The sequence below is a fragment of the Gloeobacter kilaueensis JS1 genome, assembly GCF_000484535.1.
Taxonomy (GTDB): Bacteria; Cyanobacteriota; Cyanobacteriia; order Gloeobacterales; family Gloeobacteraceae; genus Gloeobacter; species Gloeobacter kilaueensis.
In genome coordinates, this window is record NC_022600.1 from 1,632,116 (window position 1) to 1,650,942 (window position 18,827).

The following is an 18,827-nucleotide window of genomic DNA, read 5'->3' on the forward strand; positions in this document are numbered from 1 at the left end:
CTAGCCGGCACAAGAAAGTTCATCGCAAAATTCGAGGGTGCGGTTGAGGGCCCAGAATTCATCCTCTCGCTCGTCCGCCGCGCCGATGTAGCAGCCATGCCCGCCCTGTTCGGTAAGAACGAGTTGCGTTCTGGGGTTGAGGGCCGCTCGCTGCTCCAGTTCTACCACGATGCGCCCGTCGAACATCGGATCGTCCTGGGCATAGAGAATCAGGTGCGGCAGAGTCAGCTCTGGGAGCAGGTAGAGGCCGCTGGTCCTCTGGTAGTACTGCTCGACGGAGGCAAATCCGTAGTAAGAAATGACAAGCTGCTCGTCGAAGTCGCGGATGAGGTGTAGCTTTTCGAGAACTCCAGCGGGCGTCAGCTCAGGATAACGAACAAGGCGGCGGCTCACCTCCTGGCGCAATTCCCGCACCAGAGCGTCCTCGATCAGCTGCCCTTTCCAGCTGCGCCTGAGGTTGGCCAGTGACCAGTTCGATTCGAGATTCGGACAAACAGCGACCGCTCCGGCAATATCGGGGCTCTTCAGTTGCTGGGCTGCCTTGAGAGCCCAGAGCACAATCTGCCCTCCCAGCGAGCAGCCCCAGGCAATCACCGGTCGCCTGCATCCCTCCGCCACAGCCTGAGCGGCGATCTGCACGATATCCGCACCGTCGCGCCAGCCGTCCGAGGGTGGCACCGGCGAGAGCTCAGCACTTTTGCCGTGGCCGCGCCAGTCGTAGAGCACCACGTCATAACCGCGTGCAAAAGCTTTGCTTGCCAGATAGTGGTTGTACCAGCTCGTCTCCATCGAGCCGGTGATCCCATAGCAGAGAATCAGCGTTCCGCGCGCCCTGCCGGGCTGGCGGGCCAACTGGCCCGCGAGGGGCACCCCCTCTGCGCCGCCAAAGATCTGTTCTCGGTAGGGTGGCACCGGCAGCCTTGGAGCCAGGGGCGAGTGGGAGCCGAAGCGCTGCCAGGCATTGCCGTGCAGCAGGCCGACGATGAGCGTCTGTGCCAGACCGTCTCCCAGATACCAGGGTGCCCGGTACGGCTTCACCGTTGCCGCCGATCGCGCCGCTTGAGGTAGCGCTCGACCATCTCACTCTCGCGCTGCGCCTCAAAGCGCCACAGGATAACCATCAAAGCGATCACCCCGCTCTGTACAGCAAGGTTGATCAGGCTGGATTGCAGCTCACGACCCGCCAGCACCCGAAAGAAGGCGACAAAAAAACCGATCACCCCACTTGCGCCGAAGGCGAGGTACAGCCATAAGCGCAACTTGCGAAAGGGGTTTGCCGCCTCCGTGAGCAGCCTCGCCCGCTGACGAGCGACCTCCTCGCCGTCCATCCAGTGTCCTTAATCGAACTTTATCAATTATGCCCACGGCGGGGGCTTTTAGCTGGGAGGTGCTGTCGGGGAGTTGCTCTCCTGTAGAACGTACTGGTTGAGCAATCGGACTACCAGGGCAGCAACGAGGCCGACCAGCAGCAAGATGGCGAGATTGACCAGCGAGGAGAGAACGACAAGGGCGTACTGGAGAATAAAAGGCGGAATAAAGCGCAGCAGCGGTCCGAGGCTGAAGAAGGCAAATAGCCCGCCAAAAGACGTAACGGCGATCACCGCCACAAACCCACCGGCGAGGGCCGCTCCGGCCCAGTCGAGCGTGACCAGGGCAATCACCAGGCCGAAGGCAATCCCAGCAGCGAGCCAGCCTACAGGCAGGTTAAAAAGTCTGGCCGCCACCGTTACTACCACCAGAAAGACAGCCCCGAGGCTGGCAACGACGCCGCTACCGACGCCGATGCCGGCGGCGAGGGGAATATTCGCGGCACGGGTGAGGGGACGGGTCAGCACTCCGGCGTAGGCACCGAGAGCCACGCCGACGAGGGCCGCAATCAAGACGCCCAGTAGGGCGAGGGCAAAAGAAGCGATCGAGGAGACGCCGAGCAGTTCCATGGTCACTCCCGAGCGAGCGTGCTTCTGTCATAGTAGACTTTCAACCGCTCCGGCTGCCGGATTGCAGCGAATCTCCAGCAAAAAACCGTCCGGGTCGTAGAAGTAGATGCCCCGACCGGTTGGACGGCTGACCGGGCCGTGGTCGATCGGCACCTGCTGGTTTAGCAGCACAGCCACCGCCTCGTCGAAGGCTTCTGGAGCGATGTCGAAGGCGAGGTGATTGGCGCGGGTAAAGGCCCGGCGTGGATCGGCGTCGGGCGGACCCAGCTCTGGTTCATAGAACAGATCAATTACCGTACCGTCGGGGGTGACAAAATTGGCCACCTTACCGGCGGCAACCAGGGTTTTGAGCGTGGCGGGCACCGCCGGGCCGCTCAACTCGACAAGACCCAGGATCGTGCCGTAAAAATGGCGCGAGACCGATAAATCCCGCACGTTAAGAGCGATGTGATGTACCCGGCGAAGAGCGCTGGGTGCAATCGTCTTTTGAGGCAACTGATGCACTGTCCACTCCAGTAGATTCACCTGCGCTCTCGATATTCAAGCCAGGGTGAGAATATCGATCAGCTCCGGACTTTGTAGCTCCTGGGCAAGCTGCAGTAACTGTAAGTGCCACTTCTCGATCTGTCCAGAGGAGGCACCGTTGCCATGAATTTCTGCCCAGAGCACGCTGACCATCATGATATCCGTCTGCTCAAGGCGCTGGCCTATCGTGTAGGCCAGCCGAATTGCTGCTACAAGAGCCTCAACAGCGCTGCTCCAGTTGCTGCGCTGGCGCGAGGACTCAAACAGCGAGAGCAAAGCGTGGCGCAGCAAACTGAAGGCTGCGGAGCGCTGGAAACATTCACTTGCCTGCTGGTATTGTTGTTCTGCCAATTCCCACTGTTGATCGCGGTAATAAATATTACCCAGCAGCAGATAGCCAATACCTGATTCCCGATCATCACTGAGCTGTTCAGCCAGTTCGATGCCGACCATGCACAAACTCTTTGCCTTACGCACAGCAGAGACTTCGAGCAAAAGATTCACCTGCCTCAGGACGTGCTTGAGCAGCTCCTCGTCGCGATCGGTCAATTCCAGCAATTCAATCGCTCTTGCCTGGGCATAGATGGCGGATTGTAAATCTCCGTTTGCTTCGTGCAACTGGGCCAACAGCTCCCAGCAAACGATCGCATTCTGAGTAGACTCGATCTCCAAAAAAGCACCGATGCCCAGACGCAAGTTCTCCAGGGCTTTTTCTAGATCGCTTGTTTGAAGCAGCATCGCCAGCAATGTAAAAGCTCGGCCACGCAGATGAGAGCGGGAAAAGCCACTTTCAAGCTCTGTACTGAGAAGCAGAGCACGGCGGCAGTAGAGCACAGCCTGGTTGCTTCGATTAAGCTGCCGCAACAAGGATGCGCACTCAAGTAGACAGTGGATTTCGCGAGCAGGCAGATTGAACCGCCAGGCCAATTCTCGTGCCCGCTCCAATTGCTCAAGGTGGACAGAAACGGACGGGGCGGAGGTGTCCGGGTTGCGCCCACCCAGACTGATCGTTAACTCCAAGAGGTGCTCTACTGCCGGTGTGTACCGCAGGTATAGCGCCTCCCAATCCCAACTAGATTGCCAGAGCGCAAAGCTAAGCTGCTGGAGAATAGTCAGGCCAGGTTCGGGCAGTTGCGTATGTTCTAGATTTTCTGCCAGTGCTCTCAACCTGGAGGGATCGCCGGGCTCCTGCTGCACCGCATTCCACAGCCTTGTGAGATTAGACGCTTCCATAGGCAAACTTTAGAGAGGTGTTGGGTTTGTAATGAACCGTGCGCTCGGCGGCAGCACCTGAACGGCAAGATTCAAATTCGTATATTTTATTTGAGGATCCCGACTGCTTTGACGTTTACTGAAGATGGCTTGATGTCGTACCATCGGTAAACCATGCGAACCGGAGGATGCAGCCACTGCCACTCCCACGCCTTCAACGCTTCTGGCTAAAAAATTTTGCGGCAATCCTTGCTCCTGGTCTGATTGGCCTTACGATTTGTTGGGACGCTCTATCGGTGGCACTGGCCTACTGGCTTGCTTACCAGGTACGGGCGGCAAGTCCCAATGCTCTTTATAGCCCTGAATTATATTTAGGACTGGCTCAATTTAGCGGCCTGTCAACGCTGCTGGTATTTGCCGCTTCAGGGCTATACCGGGCACCCGGTTATCAGTCGCGCTTCGACGAAGTGGCAAAAGTTGTGATTGGTATCACAATCGCATTCACGATTGTCGTCGCCGGTTTGTTCTTCTTCCGCGAAGTTTCCTTCTCGCGTTTTGTTCTGCTCTATGCCTGGTTGGCTGCAATAGCAGCAGTAGCAACGGGTAGACTTTTGCTGCAGCAGGCAAACCGCAACTTGCGCAGAAGCGGATTTGGAGTACAGAAGGTTCTTATTGTAGGTACGGGTGCAACAGCCCACGCACTGCTGCAGCTATTGAAGGAGAATCCCCAGTGGGGTTTGCAGCAGGCAGGTCTTGTTTGTGAAGACGGCACATCCGAAGAAGCTGCCGTTGTGACCCGGCTGGCAAATCTCGGGAGCTATTTAAAGGCAAACGAGGTCGCGGAGGTCTGGTTTGCAAAAGCAGATTACTCACAGCAGCAGTTGCTCGAACTGGTGCAGGTAGCGACCAGTGCGCGTCAGGTACGCATCCGGATGGTGCCGGGCATTCTCGAATACATTACGGCGCGGATGCAGGTAGATGTACTCGGAGGAACAGCTTTGCTGACGCTTCGAGATACTCCACTAAGAAGCTGGCACAACCGATTCTGGAAAAGGCTATTCGACGCTGCGCTGGCAGCCCTTGGCTTGTTTTGCTGCCTTCCCCTGTTTGCAGTGGTGGCCCTCGCTATTGGACTGACGAGCCGGGGGCCAGTTTTATACAAGCAGGAGCGCGTTGGCAGAGACGGAAGTGTGTTCTGGATCTACAAGTTCCGGACCATGAAAGTGGATGCGGAGAGCCAGGGTCATGGCTGGACAACAAAAGAAGATCCAAGGCGCACTAGGGTAGGTTCATTTTTACGGCGCACAAGCCTTGATGAGCTACCGCAGCTCTGGAATGTTCTTAAAGGAGAAATGAGCCTGGTTGGTCCCCGGCCCGAAAGACCCTATTACGTGGAGCGCTTCAGCCAGGACATCCCAAAGTATATCGACAGACACCTTGTCAAAACAGGAATGACAGGCTGGGCACAAATTCATGGCCTGCGGGGAGACACATCCATAGCCAAACGGGTAAAGTACGACCTTTACTATATTGAGAACTGGTCGTTGTTACTGGATATTCGTATTATTCTTTCAACAGTCTGGCAAATTTTGCTAAATAGAACAGATGCTTACTGAGCGCGCAACAATAAATCGTAACTCTGCTTTTCAGATGCATAGTCACCGTTCAACTTTTTCCACTCAGTAGTCAACCTCTGAGCAACGCGATTCCGAAATTCTGTGAACTGCATAGCATTGAAATTCAGATTGTGCTTTTGGCCAATGTACTTGCGCTCAGAACTGAGTCTGCGCTGTGACCAGGTAAGAGATTTTGAACCAGGACACCTCCGAAAAGCAGCAACTTCTACAGGCAGATGGGTGATCTTTTTTCCGGCTAAGGCAATCTGCAGCAGCCAGTCCCAATCCCCATAAAAGTTCAGCTTTTCATCGAAGGCAATATTATCTAAAGCTGATCGCCGAATAAAAAAAGTTCCTGGGAAAACGAAGTTACCGCGCACAAGTTTATTCAAAAAAAAGCTTCCCTGATTATAGGGTGTAGCAAGGAAGGACTTGTGCTCATCGACAATAACGTACCTGCCATAGCCCCCATCGAAGGCAGGATTACCTTTTAATGAAGCGATCAGAGTAGCAAGTCCATTCTCGAAGTAGAAATCATCGACGTTTTGATACCCGACAAAATCCGAAGTGGCCATAGAGAAACCTTTGTTTATCGCGTTGTACTGTCCCGTATCTTTCTCGCTAATCCATTTTAAATTGTATAGCTTCGAGTATTGCTGAAGAATATCAACGCTTCCATCGTCGGATTTGCCGTCAACGACAATATGCTCAATATCGACAGAAGTAATTTTTGAGATGCCAAACAAAAATTCAGGCAAAAATTTCGCAGCTTTGTAGACGGGTGTAACGATCGAAACAGATGACAAAATATCCTCCGCTTATCACTTACTGAGCAGTGTAGATCTATCGCGAACTTGCAAGAGTTCCTGATAGATACCTTCGAGGGCTTGAATATTCTTGCTCACATCATAATGTTCTACAAAATGGGAGCGAGCATTAAGACCAAGTTCAGTGCGAGTCTCTGCGCACTGAACAAGCCGGGCAACAGCATCTTTCATGCTCTCAATATCGTACAGATCAACGAGAAAGCCAGTATGGTTGTTTATTACACAGTCCTTCGTTCCATCGACATTTGTGGCAACAACTGGCTTGCCTAGCGCCATCGCCTCAAGAATAGAATAGGGAAGACCTTCATAGCGCGATGCGAGAACAAAACACTCAGCGTGAGCCAGCAATTTTAAGGTCTCTTCGTGCTCTATCCAATCAAGTAAAATGAACAGGTTTTCGAGTTCATGCTGTTTGATGAGATCGAGGATTTTTTCTTTTAATGGGGAATAAAGACCCGCTCCGGCAAGAACGCAGCGTATCGGTAGCCCGGACTCTCTTAAAGCCAGGACAGTTAGCACAAGCATCTCGACATTTTTTTGAAAAGAAGGACGACCGACTGAAAAAATATACGGCTCTGCAAAAGGGCGTTCTCGTTGAATTGAGAGAGTAGGATGCGCGATGCAATTTTTCCAAAGCTTTACTTTTTCCTTTGGAATATTGAGATCAAGGATAGCTCTCTGGACTTCGGATTCACTGCAAGCCAGCAAAAGAGTAGTCCAAGACCGCGCCAGTTTCTCCAGGGAGAGAAAAAGTGCTCTGCGCAAAGGGTCATCTGTACAGAGGTAGGAGAATCCTTGTGGAGTATATATCGTTGGTATACCCGCTAAATAGCCTGCCAGCCTTCCAATAAATCCTCCCTTAGCACTGTGGCAATGCAGCAGATCAGGTTTTACGCGCTTTACTAACTTTATCGTCGCTAAAATATGCTTTAAGTCATTTAGGATGCTAACCTCGCGGCAATAAGGTATGTAATATGTTTTGACTTTGCTGCCGCTTTTTCCAGTAACTTCTAAATCCGGGTCTGGGCATAGGATGATGGACTTAAAAATACGATCGTCGATGTTGTTAACGATTGAACGTATACTCGTTTCAACGCCGCCGAGGGACTGGGTAATGTGCAGTACTGTATACTCTTTGCGCATATCGATCTGATCCGTTTCCTAATACTTAAGCAACGCTAAATGACGTGTTCGTAATTTAGAAAGAGATTTTCGCAACTGTAGTAAATGAGGCAAATGCTCGGCAACAGCTCGATAAACAGCAAGTAAGTGGGGGTATTTAGTAAGAATCAGTAAAAGCAGACCTGACTCTGTAAAGATCAAAACAGGCAAGAAAATTATGAACTCGTAGAAAGAAATGTTTTTGATGATAGTAAAATAGCGGTTTTTGAGAGTGTGAAACTGATAAAACTGAGATTTTTTGAAAAAAACTGCGGCCTCACTTCCTCCACGTACATGGTAGGCAACTGCTTCAGGGATATAAATAGAGTCCCAGCCAGCATTTTGCAGTCGCCAGCCAAGATCGATATCTTCGTAGTAAGAAAAAAAACTGCTGTCGAAAATCTGGTAACCATTCGAGACCTGTCGAACCGCAGCCGATCGGTAAAAGGCTGCACATCCGCAAACTGAGAATATTGCTCTGCTAGTAATATTGTTTGCATCAAATTGACCATGATCTTTAGCACTGTAACCACGGTCCTTTGTCCGTAGGAAGCGGGTCATGAATAAACCAGTTGTATCGATTGTAGAATTATCCTCAGCTCTGAGTATTTTGCCAATGGCAGAAGCTACATTTGAGTACCTTGATAGTGCATCGACCATCAGGGAAATATAGTTTTTACTGAGGAAAGCATCGTTATTGAGTGCGAACAGGTACTGGCCGCTGGCAATTTCAAAACCCTGATTGTTAGCACGAGCAAAACCTAAATTTTCATGGTTCTGGATAAGTAAAATCTGAGGATACTTTTGAAGAATATAGAGGGAATCATCTGAAGATGCATTGTCAACGACAATGATCTCTAGATTCCGATAATCCTGATTAAGTATACTATCAATACATCGAGAGAGATATCTCTCCCCATTCCAGTTGACGACAATTACTGATACAAAGGCAGAATCCATTATTGTATCAGCAGGTCAGGCGAAAACGTATGCGTTTCAAAAAGACCAGTTCTGTGGAGATATAAGCTTCCAGGCCGGTAGGGATTTTGTGTAAACAATGACCGGATCCGTAGTTACACTCAGTTGCGATGTGCTCTTAGTCAAGGAAATTGAATCTAGCTTCCAATTGTTAGCAGCTACAACATCCTTTAAGCCGCCGACCGTCGCTGCAGATGGGCCTGCAGCTGCAGGTACTCCTTCGTCATCAGGATCATCTGAGTTTTTCCAGATAACAATTGAAAAGTTTGCACCTGCTGGAGAGGCACTAGACGGACGTTTTAGAACATACGCTTCAATATTGCGTGCTGGCGATGCCATGCCAACAAGTTGGCTTCCTTTCATTGCATCGACAGCAGCAGCATAGGCCAGTAACCGCAGCTTGGGGTTCCAGTTTATATCAAAGAGACCAACGTAGCGGAGCTTACCGTCTTCAAAGTAGTCTCTTGCAAGATAGTAATAAACACTTTGTAATCCGCGCAGGTAAAAATCTCTGGCGAAGAGCTTAATGACTTCAGAAGGTCTGCCATAGGCAGTATCTTCACTGGTAATCAAGGGTTTATTAGCCCCAGCCGAGGCCATTGCAGAATTAAAAAAATCTATCAGACGCTCGCTCATCTTCCATGTGTAATGCAAAGAATAAGCATCGATGTACTTGTCAATTCCTGCAGCAAAGCTCTTCCGAATGAAGTCGCGCCCTAAACTTTGCATCCTCAAGTCCTTGGACGGTTCCCGTGCAGCTGTTGCTGCAAAAGCCATAACCTTAATCGCTGGATCTACCTTTGTCGCTTCTTCCTTGACGATTCGACAATCGCGAACGTACAGCTCCGGTGTTGCTCCACGCCACCACGAATTAACAGCATCGACTTCGTTGCCAACCTCTGTAGCTATAACTTTTCCCTGGTAACGGGTAAAAACCCGGTTGAGATAGATTCTGAAGCTGCTCTCTTTATCAGGCCGAAAGGTGGAAAGAGTAGCTGGCGATACGTTGAATTTGGCAGGGGGGTAACCAACTATAAATAAATAGCCCATGCCATATTTTGAGCCGTTGTTGACGACGAAATCGAGTTCTGTAAAGTTGTTAGCATTGTCCGAAAGACGGTGCCAGGTGGAAGCAGCAGTTCGAACCGATTGGATACCCGCTCGGGCCATCAGCTCAAAAGCCTTAGCCACCTTGTCCTGATTTTGTCTATAGTCGAAAAAGGGCAACTCCATACCCTGAATACCGAACTGCGGAAAACCGTTACGTCCATTGTCTATTGTCAGCAGTGGCCGAGCCGAAATTTTGCTGAGTACTTCTTTCTGAGAACCGAGTTGCTCGGACGTTGCCTGCATCTGTGACTGATAGTCTTGTGCTTGCGCAACTGGTGCCAGCGTCAGGAGCCCGAACAGACAGGCGGCCAAAGTATGAATATACAATGGACTCAGGCCGATCTTTTTTTGGTCAGGCATAATTCTTTTTACTTTCATTTGTACTCTCCTGTCCTGCCAATTATGCCGTGATAACATCCTTTTGCAGTATATGAAAGCTTCGTCAGTGCATCCTTTTCATAGAAAATTATTTTTAAAATTTGAAACACAAAATTGCTCAGATCCTTAGCAATAAGTACAGGGTGCGACATTAAGTATTTTTTGTATGTAAGTAGCCGATTGCGAGCATTATAATATCGTCTGCTGGGTGTGTGGTTTGTGATCGTAAATGTCCAATTCAGTAATTTCCTCTGTTCGGAGTTTCCAAGGCTATGCGCAAGTTTAGCACCGCGAACTTCGATAAGCTTATAACCAAAGTCCAGGCACCTCAGGCAAAGTTCGTGGTCGATGCAATCGATAAAGAAGTCTTCATCAAATCCTCCAATTTTATCGAGTGCTTCAATTTTAATCATCATTCCAGATGTCATTGTTCGCTCGATCACTGCAATCGGGCTACTTCTATCTCTATTATGGTAGCAAACTGCTTGGGTTGCAGGGAAGTAGTAGATCGGTGAAAGAATCGCCAGTCGATCGCGCTTGTCGTAGCTGCCATAGGCGTCCAACATCGCGGCAATGTACCCTGGTGTAATCGTACTATCTTGATCAAAGGTTAATAGCCAGGTGTATTTTCTTGCGCAAGCATACCGGTAGCCAATATTTAACGCTGCTGCAAGACCAATATTCCTGCGGTTATAAATTACTTTCACACCTTCTATCGCTTCTAAATCAGCTATATAGGCCAAGGCTGGATTATTCGAGGCATTGTCTACAATTAGGATCGAGGAAATCTGTTTCCTCAGTTCTCTAATGTTGGCAATTAATGAGGCTTCTGGATTGTATGTGACAACCACTGCACATATATCCTGAAATTCTTCTCGTTTCTTTACGCTATGCATTTGCGCTCGAGATCAAGATTCTGTGCTTATTTTGCCGTTAACTCTAGGAGAAAGAGCGTATACCAAGAATATTGAAAAGACGAGGCCCCCAACGGAGCTGATCAACGCCGGATTAAAAAAGCCTGATACCAGCCAGGCAAAGTAGCTGGTTAACATAGTAATGCTGGTCAAAGAAGTTTGCTTTATCAAATGCCAGCCGATAAGACCAATATGAACTAGAATTACTGCCAGGCCAACTATTCCAAACTGCATAGCTAATGCCAGCCACTGGATCTCATAAAAGTAGGGAGTCGCTTCGTCGTTGCTTCTGATTAAGCTTGGAATATAGGATCCTAGCCCCTTGCCAAATATCAGGTAGCGGTTAAATTCTATAACCAGTGGCCTGACTTGACCTGAGCGGATATCATCTGAAATGACGGAACCTGCACCACTCAGCCTGGTATTGATGGCCTGGCCAAAACCCTGCCATCCTGCAGCTGCACCAGCCAAAACCATAATCGCCAGCAGCACACTACCTATCTGAACTGCCCTCGATCGCCTGTTCGATGTAAAGAGATTTAAGAGAAGCCCAAGCACCAGGCACAAGATAGCAATAGCCCACTTAAATCTTGAAAAAGATAGAAATATCGAGATTCCAAACAAAATTACCAGCAAAACTTTTTGATAGCTCTTAAAGCGTAAACCGAAGCACGTATCGGAAGTAACAAACAGCAACAAGAAGGGTATCAGAGAGTCGTTAGTGAACTCAATCCTGCTCAGTCCATCGGCAATGTCGCCATAAATGACTTCATATCCGATCGCTTTAAAAATTTGAACCAGCTGATAGATACTCAGTTTACCTGTCAGCAGTAAACCTGCCAGAATCACTTTGATGGCTGAGTAAAATGCAGCTCCACCAACTATTGTCAGTAAAAAGTTTCTCACACTAATAGTTTCAGTCTTAATCATGAAGTATGTTATATAAACCAATGATACAGTTACAAATATATCTTTAAACGCATTTACCGCAAATCGAGTTTCGGTGGTTACTTGAATGAGACCTATCATGAACCATACTAACAGGAACGTCACTGAAACTAAAAAGTATGGTACTAATTTTATCAGCTCCTTGAGTTTCGAGCGACTGCTGAGAACCTGCATGGCCAATGCAGTCACAACCAAAATGTATAAAAGGATTTTCACGTTTATTCCCAGCAAATCTCCTGCTGGCAAAACTGAAATTACCCAAACAAAAGTCAGGAAGATTAGGCGCGCTACTTTCGTTGCCAAATCTTCTTTGACGCTCTCTGGCATCGCAATAGCAGTATTCATCTTGTAAGGCTCTTTGTAAGCGATTTGAATTTTGCTCAGCGTTCTTTGGGCTTTTTCTGCTCCTCGGGGGTCGGCTCTCCATAGTAATGATAATAATATTGGTAATAGTAGTAATACCCTTCTGATTCGACTTTCAGGGCGTTTGCAATCATACCCATCGGTACCACTCCCGCTGCCTCAAGGCGTTCTCTAGCGCCTTTTAGCCCTCCTCTGCGGGCGGTTTCTAGACCGATCACCATCAAAATGCCATCCGCATGTCTGGCCAGTAGGGTTGCATCGGTTAAACCGATCAGTGGTGGTGAATCGATCAGTACCAGATCAAATTCTTCGCGCCACTGCTTTGTCAACTCAGCCATTTTCCGGGAGTCAAGCAGCGAGACTGGGTTTGGTGGTATCGGCCCTGAGGTTAATACAAAGAGGTTCTCACCAAGTTTTTGAACCGCTTCCTGCCACGATAGGTTTCCTGCAAGTACTGAGGATAATCCTCGGCTGTTTGTAAGTTCTAGCCTTTTTGCAACTGTCGGTCTTCTCAGATCGGCGTCTATAATGAGCACCTTGCGGTTTAACTCGGCAGCGATACGAGCCAGATTGGTCGATACAGTGCTTTTTCCTTCGCCCGGTGCCGAAGAAGAAATCACGAAAGTATTAACCTTCTTGTCAGAGTTCAAAAAACGAATGTTTGTCAGCAATGAGCGAAAGGCTTCCTCATAAGCTGAGCGCGTATAGGGTGGATTTTGCACCCGGCCATTGCTTTTGGCTTTCTTGCTTATCTTCGCAATTTCCTTTGATTGTTTTTCACTCTTTGCTGTGGTATTTAGTTCATCGTTGTAGGGAATAGCACCTAGCAACGGCAGCTGCATTAACTCCTTCGCACGTTCGACCGTCTTCACTCGATCGTCGAATGTTTCGAGTAGTACAGCAACAAGCAGTCCAAAAACCACGCTCAAGATAGAACCAACTCCAAGCGTCACCAATGGTTTTGGCCACACTGGCTTTTCTTTGTCTGGAAGGACAGCTGGTTCAATCACTCTCCAGGGCGATAATTCCTGTGCCGCTTTAATCTCGAGTTCCTGCAGCCGTTGCAATAGACGGTTCAAGCTGTCGGAAGCAATAACTGCATTTCTATTGAGTTCTTGATAGCGCTTTGCTAGTCCGGGTACCAGTTGAAACTTTCCTAGCAGCCGTTCTTTCGCTGCCTCTAGCCCTGTGACGCGTGCAGACTGCACAAGGTAGAGGTTTTCAGCTTTTACCAAATCCCCTGCCAGCGAAACCCGCAACTCGCCGTAGCGATCCGCTGTGCTTGAACTGGTCCTGTTACTTTCTAAAGTCCCTGCTAGAGAATCTCGCAGCGATTCAGCCTGTTTACCATCTCCTCCAAGAAGAACCCCAGCCTGTTCATTAAGCCTCTTTTGAAGACTGTCTCGCTTGTCTTTGAGATTTTGTACTGTTGGGTAATCGTCTCTGAAGCGTGTTTTCTCAAGGGCAAGCTGCGTCTCAGTGTCTTGATACTGCTTGAGTACGTCTTGATAGATTTTGTCTTCACTTAATGTAGCCGCCGCCAGTGCTTGTTCTGGGGAGCTGCCCAGCCTGGAAGCGAGCGCAAGATATTGCTTTCGCGATGTTTGAAGCTCGACCTTTGCTTTCTCGGCTTCCTCCATTAAGTCGCTCATGACGCCACTAAGCGCTTTTGCTTGCTCTTCCGGATCAAGGATATTATTTTTGCTGCGAAAATCCCGCAGCGCTTCTTCCGATGCCTCGACATTCATCCGGACCCGTGGCAGCTCAGCGTTGATAAAGGTGATCGCTCCACTGACCTGCGATTTTTGAACGTCCTGACTGTAGTCAATGTATATTTTTGCCAGTTCTTTTAACATGTCCTGGACGAGCTGCCGATCGGTGTCTTTGAAAGCAACTGACACCACCTGGGTTCTTGTCACCTGCTCAATTTCGAGGCGCTTGATGACATCGTCGATGTCATCATCTTTAAGTTTTGGATACTTCTTGCTCAGCCGCACCACAGCCTTGTTTACCAGTGGACGACTCAGTAGAACTTGAAGCTGGGTGTTAATCTGAGTAGTAAAGTCAGCTCCCCCGCCTAGCTGAATTTGCTGCGCTGCATCCTCCAGCACTTGTGTCTGCGACGATTTGTCCTCTAGCAACATCAACATCTCAGACTTGTAAACAGGCTGGCTTAAAAAGGTGTAAGCGACCGCAAGAGTGAAAGTAGCGGCCATAGTCATCATGACTGGAACGCGCCACCTCCAAATGGTTCTCGCATAGGCACCGATATCAAGTCCCCTATCGTCTGCACCTTCAGCTCCCTGAAGGCGTGAAGACAATCGAGGCGATGTGGTCTTGTCAGACATTAGCGGAGAGCCCTAAATAGCAGCAGAACATTACCAATTTGGCCCAGTGGGCCGAGAGCGGTGTTTAGACCACTGATGATTTCACCACCAAAAGAACGACGGACAATAATCATGTCATTGTTCCGCAGGGGCGGATTTTTATCCTGATCAATGGGCCGCTCTACTTTAGCATCGATAATTTTATGGAGTACGGTGCCGTTGCGATTGACACGCAACAACTCAACACGGTTCGGATCGGCCAGATTTGTTAACCCCCCCGCAGCTTGCAAGGCCACCGTTAATGGAGCGCTACCATTTAGCTGCACCTGGCCAGGTTTGATGACCTCTCCGACCACTTGGACGTTGATCGTATCAGGCGAGAGATTGGAATTGGCAATGTAACCGTACTCTTCAGGATTGACGACCGCTGCTTTTTCAACGACCAGAGCGTCACCGTCCTGAAGAACGGGATTTTGCTGTACGTCGCCGCGCTGAATCAAAGCCCATAAATCCAGTGTCTGACGAACGACCTGGCCGCCAGGGAGCCTACGAATCAAAGTAACGTTGCGAACATCGGCTTGCTCGGTCAGGCCGCCCGCCTGGGTGATTGCCGAGCTGACGTTTACTCTGTTTGTGATAACTGTTGGAATTGTGCCGATGGAGGTAGAGCCAGTAGCGACTACCGCCTGCACTGGCTGAGTAGTGTAAGGGCCAGGACGGTTGACCTCGCCACTAACTGTTATGGTGATTGGCCGGGGCCGTTCGACGGTAACGGCGATTCTTGATTTTGTCAGGTAAGGGCGGTACAACTCACTCAGCCTCTCTGAGAGTTCTTCAGCGGTCATGTCCGTAACCCGGACACTGCCGATCAGAGGTAGCGAGAGCGTGCCGTCCGGTAGCACCGTTCGTGAGCCTGACATCTCTGGCACGTTAAAATAGATGATCTGCAGCCCATCGCCGGGCCCCAGAGTGTAGCTGGTAGTACTCGCTTGAACAGAAAAAGTCTTCTGAGCAGCTACCGTCGGCGATAGCACCTGAGCTGGACATTGCTCGGAGAGCACTAAGCCTAAAACAAGCACAGCGAGGGAAATTCGTAGTCTGCTGATCACCATTTGCATATCGACCACTCTCTTTGTCTTGACACTAAAGGCAGCAGCCTGTAAGCGGGGCGAAAAAGAAGATATTCAACAATAGTATTTGAAGCCATACTTTGCAAACCCACTCAAGTTACGCACTAATAAAATCTTTCAAGCGGCATCGCTCGAAGACCTCTAGATTGCCTCCTTCTGTGCAGTTTACAATTTTTCGGCCTGCTTCTTCAAAAACAACCCGTGCAAGAGAATAAGCAGCTTCGCTACTGGACAGATCAGGAAGCTGCCATCTCATTCCATCTGAAAAATACTTCGGATCAAAATGGTTCTCATCCTTAGCCGTTGCCAGAACAGTTTTATTGGGCGGCCCTTTTGTCGCAAAATTGTGATCACAGCCAATTAAAGCTACCCGCTCAAAACCCATGTGGAAGGCAAGCTGCATAGCGACGAAGGTAACAGTATATCCTTGATAAATACTGATAGAGCAATCCCTTGCGAATTTAACCTGGCTTGCAGAATGTAAGAATGTTACATTTTTACGTGCTTGAACATGCCTGGTGCCCACACTGTCAAGGAAAAGGGGGATGTCAGTACTGTTGAAAAAATGTTGATTTTGCTCAATCACAAACGGGTTTACTGAGACAATACAGGCTGGACGGAAGTCGGATTGTGCAAAAAGCAAGTTGATCTTGTTAAGCCCGAAAGTAAAGGCAGTGCGGAGTAGAGAAAGGTCTGAGCGGAGCAAGCTGGGGCCATTACAAACAATGACTGCCCGTTGAGCTGAATGCTTATTGAGGCAAGAGCGAAGTCTGTCACGAGAACGCCACGACTCAGCACTTAAATCCCACTTCAATCGCCTCAGCAGCTCCAGGGTAGCGTAGCGATAGGGATTAATCGTTGCTCTTTGTGAGTTCAAGACAGCCATTGGCCTCGTGGATTTAGATAACTAGATCAAAGAGCACTATAGCTATTTGTAGAAAGATAAATTGCGGTGGCTCCAACACAATAAGCCAGGATGATAGCCAGCGGAATCAAAGAGGTAGACAATTCAAACTGCCAGAACTTAAGCTGAAATGTTTTATAGGAGTAACGGGCGCAATAGCGGGCGTAAAATCCGGCGTATCCTGCAAGCAATGCAGTTGGAAATGCGTAGACTCCAATAAAGGGGAACAGGATAAAACTGAAGGACAGGAAAATAAGACCGTGAACTACGCTGACGATGTGCCAGACGATATGGTTTGTTGTACTGTAAAGCTGGAGGTGCATTGCGCCATAGCGTTCAATAAAATAGCAAGTGCCGAGCAATCCCCACATCACTGGATTAACAAACTCGGCATGGCTACCGATAAGTTGTAGCAGAGAAGGTCCAAAAACGCCCAGGCCAATAAAGCAGACAACAAAAGACCAGTAGGCCAGCCGCATACCTCTTGTCGCTACGGCAACTTGTTCAACAAGTTTGCCCTGGGAGCGCAGACGGGCCAGTAAGGGTAACTTGCTGTAGAAGGGTGCCTGGGAAAACTGGCTGACCGATTGAATGAGCCGCAAAGCTACAAGGTAGGATGCGATGCCAGAAGTCGCGCCTAACTGGGCATATACAAGGTTACTTGCCTGCATCAACCCAGCCGTAAAGACAGCACCCAGGCCACTCCGCCAGGCACTGGGCCAGACGCCCTCAAAAACCTCTGGGTACAACTTTCCATATGTAAAAGAACTCAACCGTCTTTCTTCGACCTGTCTGCAAAGCCAGCGGTCCCTCAGCACCCCGACGACGATCCAGAGCTGATTAGATAAGACCAGGGCCAGTAGCTTACCACCTGTAATCAGAACGAGAAAGCCACTAAAAATAGCACCAAGTGAGGTAATCACCTGCCAGCGCTGCAGCAAAGCGATCTGGTTCATTCCCTGCAACAGTGCATTGTATCTGTTGCCCCACAAAGCAACAGTCGATCCTAATAAAACAACTACCCAGGCAGCCCAGGCTTGATAGCTATCAGAGGTGAGTGAGATAGGTTTGGCAAGAGCGAGCGAGCCTAGAATTGCAAGCACACAAATAGAAATAAGTGTCAAGCGATAATAGATAACCTGCATAGTGGAGCAAATTTGCTCCATCAAGCTCCAGTTGGCCTGACCGCTCCCTGTGAGATTTCCAGTGTCGCGAAGGTCTCGAATATTTTTAGCTCCACCCATGGCGAATGCAACGACTCTGGCAAAGGTTGGAGCAAATCCAAGATCCACAAATGTTTGCAGGCTAATAATACTGCTCAGCAATGACCAGACAACAATATCTGCTGGAGTAAATTGTCTAAGTACAAGCGGAAAGACGGCGATCAGGCTAAGAGTACGGGCAGCCAGACTACTCCAGGTAGTGAACGTCGGGGAATTCCAGAGCCTTAATGGAAAAGCCAGATATTTATGCAAAGCGCTCAAATTTATCGAAGACATGAAGCTCGATTCGCAGCATGAGCTATTCTGCTTTTGCTCTTATTTTACAAGGCTGTTATAGCGTGCTTTGGGCAATTCCATACTGTAGGTATTCATATTGTTGTGTCTTGCATTTTTATGAAGTCTACTGTTTCTCACTTGAGTGTAAAGCCGAACAGCTGATGCCAAAAAACGAACCACGTCAGTCCTGGAGAGTAAACCAACAGCTTCGGGAGCATACTCAGCCATTGCTGCAGCATGGACGATATGTTCATTCTCAAAAAGCTTGCGGTCACGCTCAGTCGGGGGATACATGGGAGGGAGAAGTTGCTCAAGATCCCTGACGATAATGTTCACTCCATTCCACCAACCGTTCCTGGACTCCTGCTGTTGCACGGCACTGGCATTGACCGGATGGCAGGCGGAATAAGCTTCAAAAGCAAGCTTGAATTCAGGATGCGTCACCAGGAAATCGCGATTTGCCTGACGGACATGACGATAATTAGAATCATCTACTACAATCACTGCCTGCTGATGCAAATAGGGAATGACAAGTTCCAGGCACATTAACTGGCTACGATAATCGTGGGGACCATCGACCAGATACAGAGCAACTTTACGGTCGCCAATCTCGGTCGAAAGTGTTTCTAGTGCATCCTCGTAATCTTTGTTGATCAAAACAGCGTTTTGGACGTTGAGCTGTGCCATCCGATCCTTGATGATCGCGAGGTTCTTACCTTCTGGATCGAAGAAAGCAAAATTGTCTATTCCGTAGCTTGGCAGTGAACGGCAGGCACTGGCTACAGATAAAAGAGTCAGTCCCTGAAAAACGCCCACCTCCAGGTAGCAGACACCGGCCTGCTCCGCAAAAAGACTGGCTATCCTCTGCAGAGCACCGACAAGTTTTTTGCCCGAGAAACCGGTAAGAATCCCGTCGGCATCGGCACTGAGCAGTCCTTCAGCCTCAGCGGCTTTTATTGCGTCTATGACTTTGTTAATCATTTATTGTGTGTGACTTG

At 49.2% G+C, this 18,827-nt stretch carries 17 protein-coding genes; 1 reads left to right on the forward strand and 16 read right to left on the reverse strand.

Annotation, left to right across the window (positions count from 1 at the left end; translation table 11 throughout):
* From GKIL_RS07750 to GKIL_RS07770, 5 genes are read right to left on the reverse strand one after another with little or no spacing between them, the layout of a single operon-like run.
* Entirely contained in the window at positions 1 to 1,038 is a 1,038-nt protein-coding gene (locus GKIL_RS07750; protein ID WP_023172951.1) for a YheT family hydrolase, read from the reverse strand.
* Entirely contained in the window at positions 1,035 to 1,328 is a 294-nt protein-coding gene (locus GKIL_RS07755) for a DUF3493 domain-containing protein (protein ID WP_023172953.1), read from the reverse strand. The genes GKIL_RS07750 and GKIL_RS07755 overlap by 4 nt, the downstream gene beginning before the upstream one ends.
* Before the next feature lie 48 nt (positions 1,329 to 1,376).
* Positions 1,377 to 1,937 (reverse strand): hypothetical protein, encoded by a 561-nt coding sequence (locus GKIL_RS07760; RefSeq protein WP_023172954.1) that lies wholly within the window; start codon positions 1,935 to 1,937, stop codon positions 1,377 to 1,379.
* Positions 1,938 to 1,964: 27 nt separating this feature from the next.
* Entirely contained in the window at positions 1,965 to 2,453 is a 489-nt protein-coding gene (locus tag GKIL_RS07765; protein ID WP_420841399.1) for a VOC family protein, read from the reverse strand.
* A gap of 24 nt (positions 2,454 to 2,477) precedes the next feature.
* Positions 2,478 to 3,296 carry a hypothetical protein gene (locus GKIL_RS07770; RefSeq protein ID WP_187293904.1) on the reverse strand — a complete coding sequence of 273 codons (819 nt, stop codon included), beginning with the start codon at positions 3,294 to 3,296 and terminating at the stop codon, positions 2,478 to 2,480.
* Positions 3,297 to 3,970: 674 nt separating this feature from the next.
* Between GKIL_RS07770 and GKIL_RS07775 the strand changes: the two genes are divergently transcribed.
* Positions 3,971 to 5,290, forward strand: a complete 1,320-nt coding sequence (locus GKIL_RS07775) for an undecaprenyl-phosphate glucose phosphotransferase (protein WP_023172957.1) — start codon at positions 3,971 to 3,973, stop codon at positions 5,288 to 5,290.
* Here GKIL_RS07775 and GKIL_RS22495 read toward each other — a convergent pair.
* The 11 genes from GKIL_RS22495 to GKIL_RS07820 form a co-directional block, all read right to left on the reverse strand.
* Positions 5,284 to 6,096, reverse strand: a complete 813-nt coding sequence (locus GKIL_RS22495) for a glycosyltransferase family 2 protein (RefSeq protein WP_023172958.1) — start codon at positions 6,094 to 6,096, stop codon at positions 5,284 to 5,286. The genes GKIL_RS07775 and GKIL_RS22495 overlap by 7 nt on opposite strands.
* Before the next feature lie 15 nt (positions 6,097 to 6,111).
* Positions 6,112 to 7,260 carry a glycosyltransferase gene (locus GKIL_RS23490; RefSeq protein WP_023172959.1) on the reverse strand — a complete coding sequence of 383 codons (1,149 nt, stop codon included), beginning with the start codon at positions 7,258 to 7,260 and terminating at the stop codon, positions 6,112 to 6,114.
* An 18-nt stretch (positions 7,261 to 7,278) separates the two neighbouring features.
* Positions 7,279 to 8,238, reverse strand: coding sequence for a glycosyltransferase family 2 protein (locus GKIL_RS23495; protein WP_023172960.1), 960 nt, complete (start codon positions 8,236 to 8,238; stop codon positions 7,279 to 7,281).
* 36 nt (positions 8,239 to 8,274) lie between these two features.
* Positions 8,275 to 9,744 (reverse strand): hypothetical protein, encoded by a 1,470-nt coding sequence (locus tag GKIL_RS07790; RefSeq protein ID WP_023172961.1) that lies wholly within the window; start codon positions 9,742 to 9,744, stop codon positions 8,275 to 8,277.
* Positions 9,741 to 10,640 (reverse strand): glycosyltransferase family 2 protein, encoded by a 900-nt coding sequence (locus tag GKIL_RS23500; RefSeq protein ID WP_023172962.1) that lies wholly within the window; start codon positions 10,638 to 10,640, stop codon positions 9,741 to 9,743. Before GKIL_RS23500 ends, GKIL_RS07790 begins: the two co-directional genes overlap by 4 nt.
* A 12-nt stretch (positions 10,641 to 10,652) precedes the next feature.
* Entirely contained in the window at positions 10,653 to 11,951 is a 1,299-nt protein-coding gene (locus GKIL_RS07800; RefSeq protein WP_023172963.1) for a hypothetical protein, read from the reverse strand.
* A gap of 35 nt (positions 11,952 to 11,986) precedes the next feature.
* Positions 11,987 to 14,317, reverse strand: coding sequence for a GumC family protein (locus GKIL_RS07805; protein WP_071824797.1), 2,331 nt, complete (start codon positions 14,315 to 14,317; stop codon positions 11,987 to 11,989).
* Positions 14,317 to 15,414: a polysaccharide biosynthesis/export family protein gene (locus tag GKIL_RS07810; RefSeq protein ID WP_023172965.1), complete on the reverse strand. Its 1,098-nt coding sequence runs from the start codon at positions 15,412 to 15,414 to the stop codon at positions 14,317 to 14,319. The genes GKIL_RS07805 and GKIL_RS07810 overlap by 1 nt, the downstream gene beginning before the upstream one ends.
* A 109-nt stretch (positions 15,415 to 15,523) precedes the next feature.
* Positions 15,524 to 16,312, reverse strand: a complete 789-nt coding sequence (locus tag GKIL_RS23505; RefSeq protein WP_023172966.1) for a 6-hydroxymethylpterin diphosphokinase MptE-like protein — start codon at positions 16,310 to 16,312, stop codon at positions 15,524 to 15,526.
* Positions 16,313 to 16,338: 26 nt separating this feature from the next.
* Positions 16,339 to 17,829, reverse strand: a complete 1,491-nt coding sequence (locus GKIL_RS24655) for a membrane protein involved in the export of O-antigen and teichoic acid (RefSeq protein ID WP_023172967.1) — start codon at positions 17,827 to 17,829, stop codon at positions 16,339 to 16,341.
* 39 nt (positions 17,830 to 17,868) lie between these two features.
* The gene (locus GKIL_RS07820) at positions 17,869 to 18,810 is read right to left on the reverse strand and encodes a class I SAM-dependent methyltransferase (RefSeq protein WP_023172968.1); all 942 of its coding nucleotides are present in this window, start codon (positions 18,808 to 18,810) and stop codon (positions 17,869 to 17,871) included.
* Positions 18,811 to 18,827 lie beyond the last annotated feature (17 nt).

Excerpts from the sequence above, each read along its gene's own strand:
- GKIL_RS07755 (WP_023172953.1), bottom strand. The coding sequence starts at position 1,328 with ATGGACGGCGAGGAGGTCGCTCGTCAGCGGGCGAGGCTGCTCACGGAG.
- GKIL_RS07760 (WP_023172954.1), bottom strand. The coding sequence starts at position 1,937 with ATGGAACTGCTCGGCGTCTCCTCGATCGCTTCTTTTGCCCTCGCCCTA.
- GKIL_RS23490 (WP_023172959.1), bottom strand. The coding sequence starts at position 7,260 with ATGCGCAAAGAGTATACAGTACTGCACATTACCCAGTCCCTCGGCGGC.
- GKIL_RS23495 (WP_023172960.1), bottom strand. The coding sequence starts at position 8,238 with ATGGATTCTGCCTTTGTATCAGTAATTGTCGTCAACTGGAATGGGGAG.
- GKIL_RS07790 (WP_023172961.1), bottom strand. The coding sequence starts at position 9,744 with ATGAAAGTAAAAAGAATTATGCCTGACCAAAAAAAGATCGGCCTGAGT.
- GKIL_RS23500 (WP_023172962.1), bottom strand. The coding sequence starts at position 10,640 with ATGCATAGCGTAAAGAAACGAGAAGAATTTCAGGATATATGTGCAGTG.
- GKIL_RS07800 (WP_023172963.1), bottom strand. The coding sequence starts at position 11,951 with ATGAATACTGCTATTGCGATGCCAGAGAGCGTCAAAGAAGATTTGGCA.
- GKIL_RS07805 (WP_071824797.1), bottom strand. The coding sequence starts at position 14,317 with ATGTCTGACAAGACCACATCGCCTCGATTGTCTTCACGCCTTCAGGGA.
- GKIL_RS07810 (WP_023172965.1), bottom strand. The coding sequence starts at position 15,414 with ATGCAAATGGTGATCAGCAGACTACGAATTTCCCTCGCTGTGCTTGTT.
- GKIL_RS23505 (WP_023172966.1), bottom strand. The coding sequence starts at position 16,312 with ATGGCTGTCTTGAACTCACAAAGAGCAACGATTAATCCCTATCGCTAC.
- GKIL_RS24655 (WP_023172967.1), bottom strand. The coding sequence starts at position 17,829 with ATGTCTTCGATAAATTTGAGCGCTTTGCATAAATATCTGGCTTTTCCA.
- GKIL_RS07820 (WP_023172968.1), bottom strand. The coding sequence starts at position 18,810 with ATGATTAACAAAGTCATAGACGCAATAAAAGCCGCTGAGGCTGAAGGA.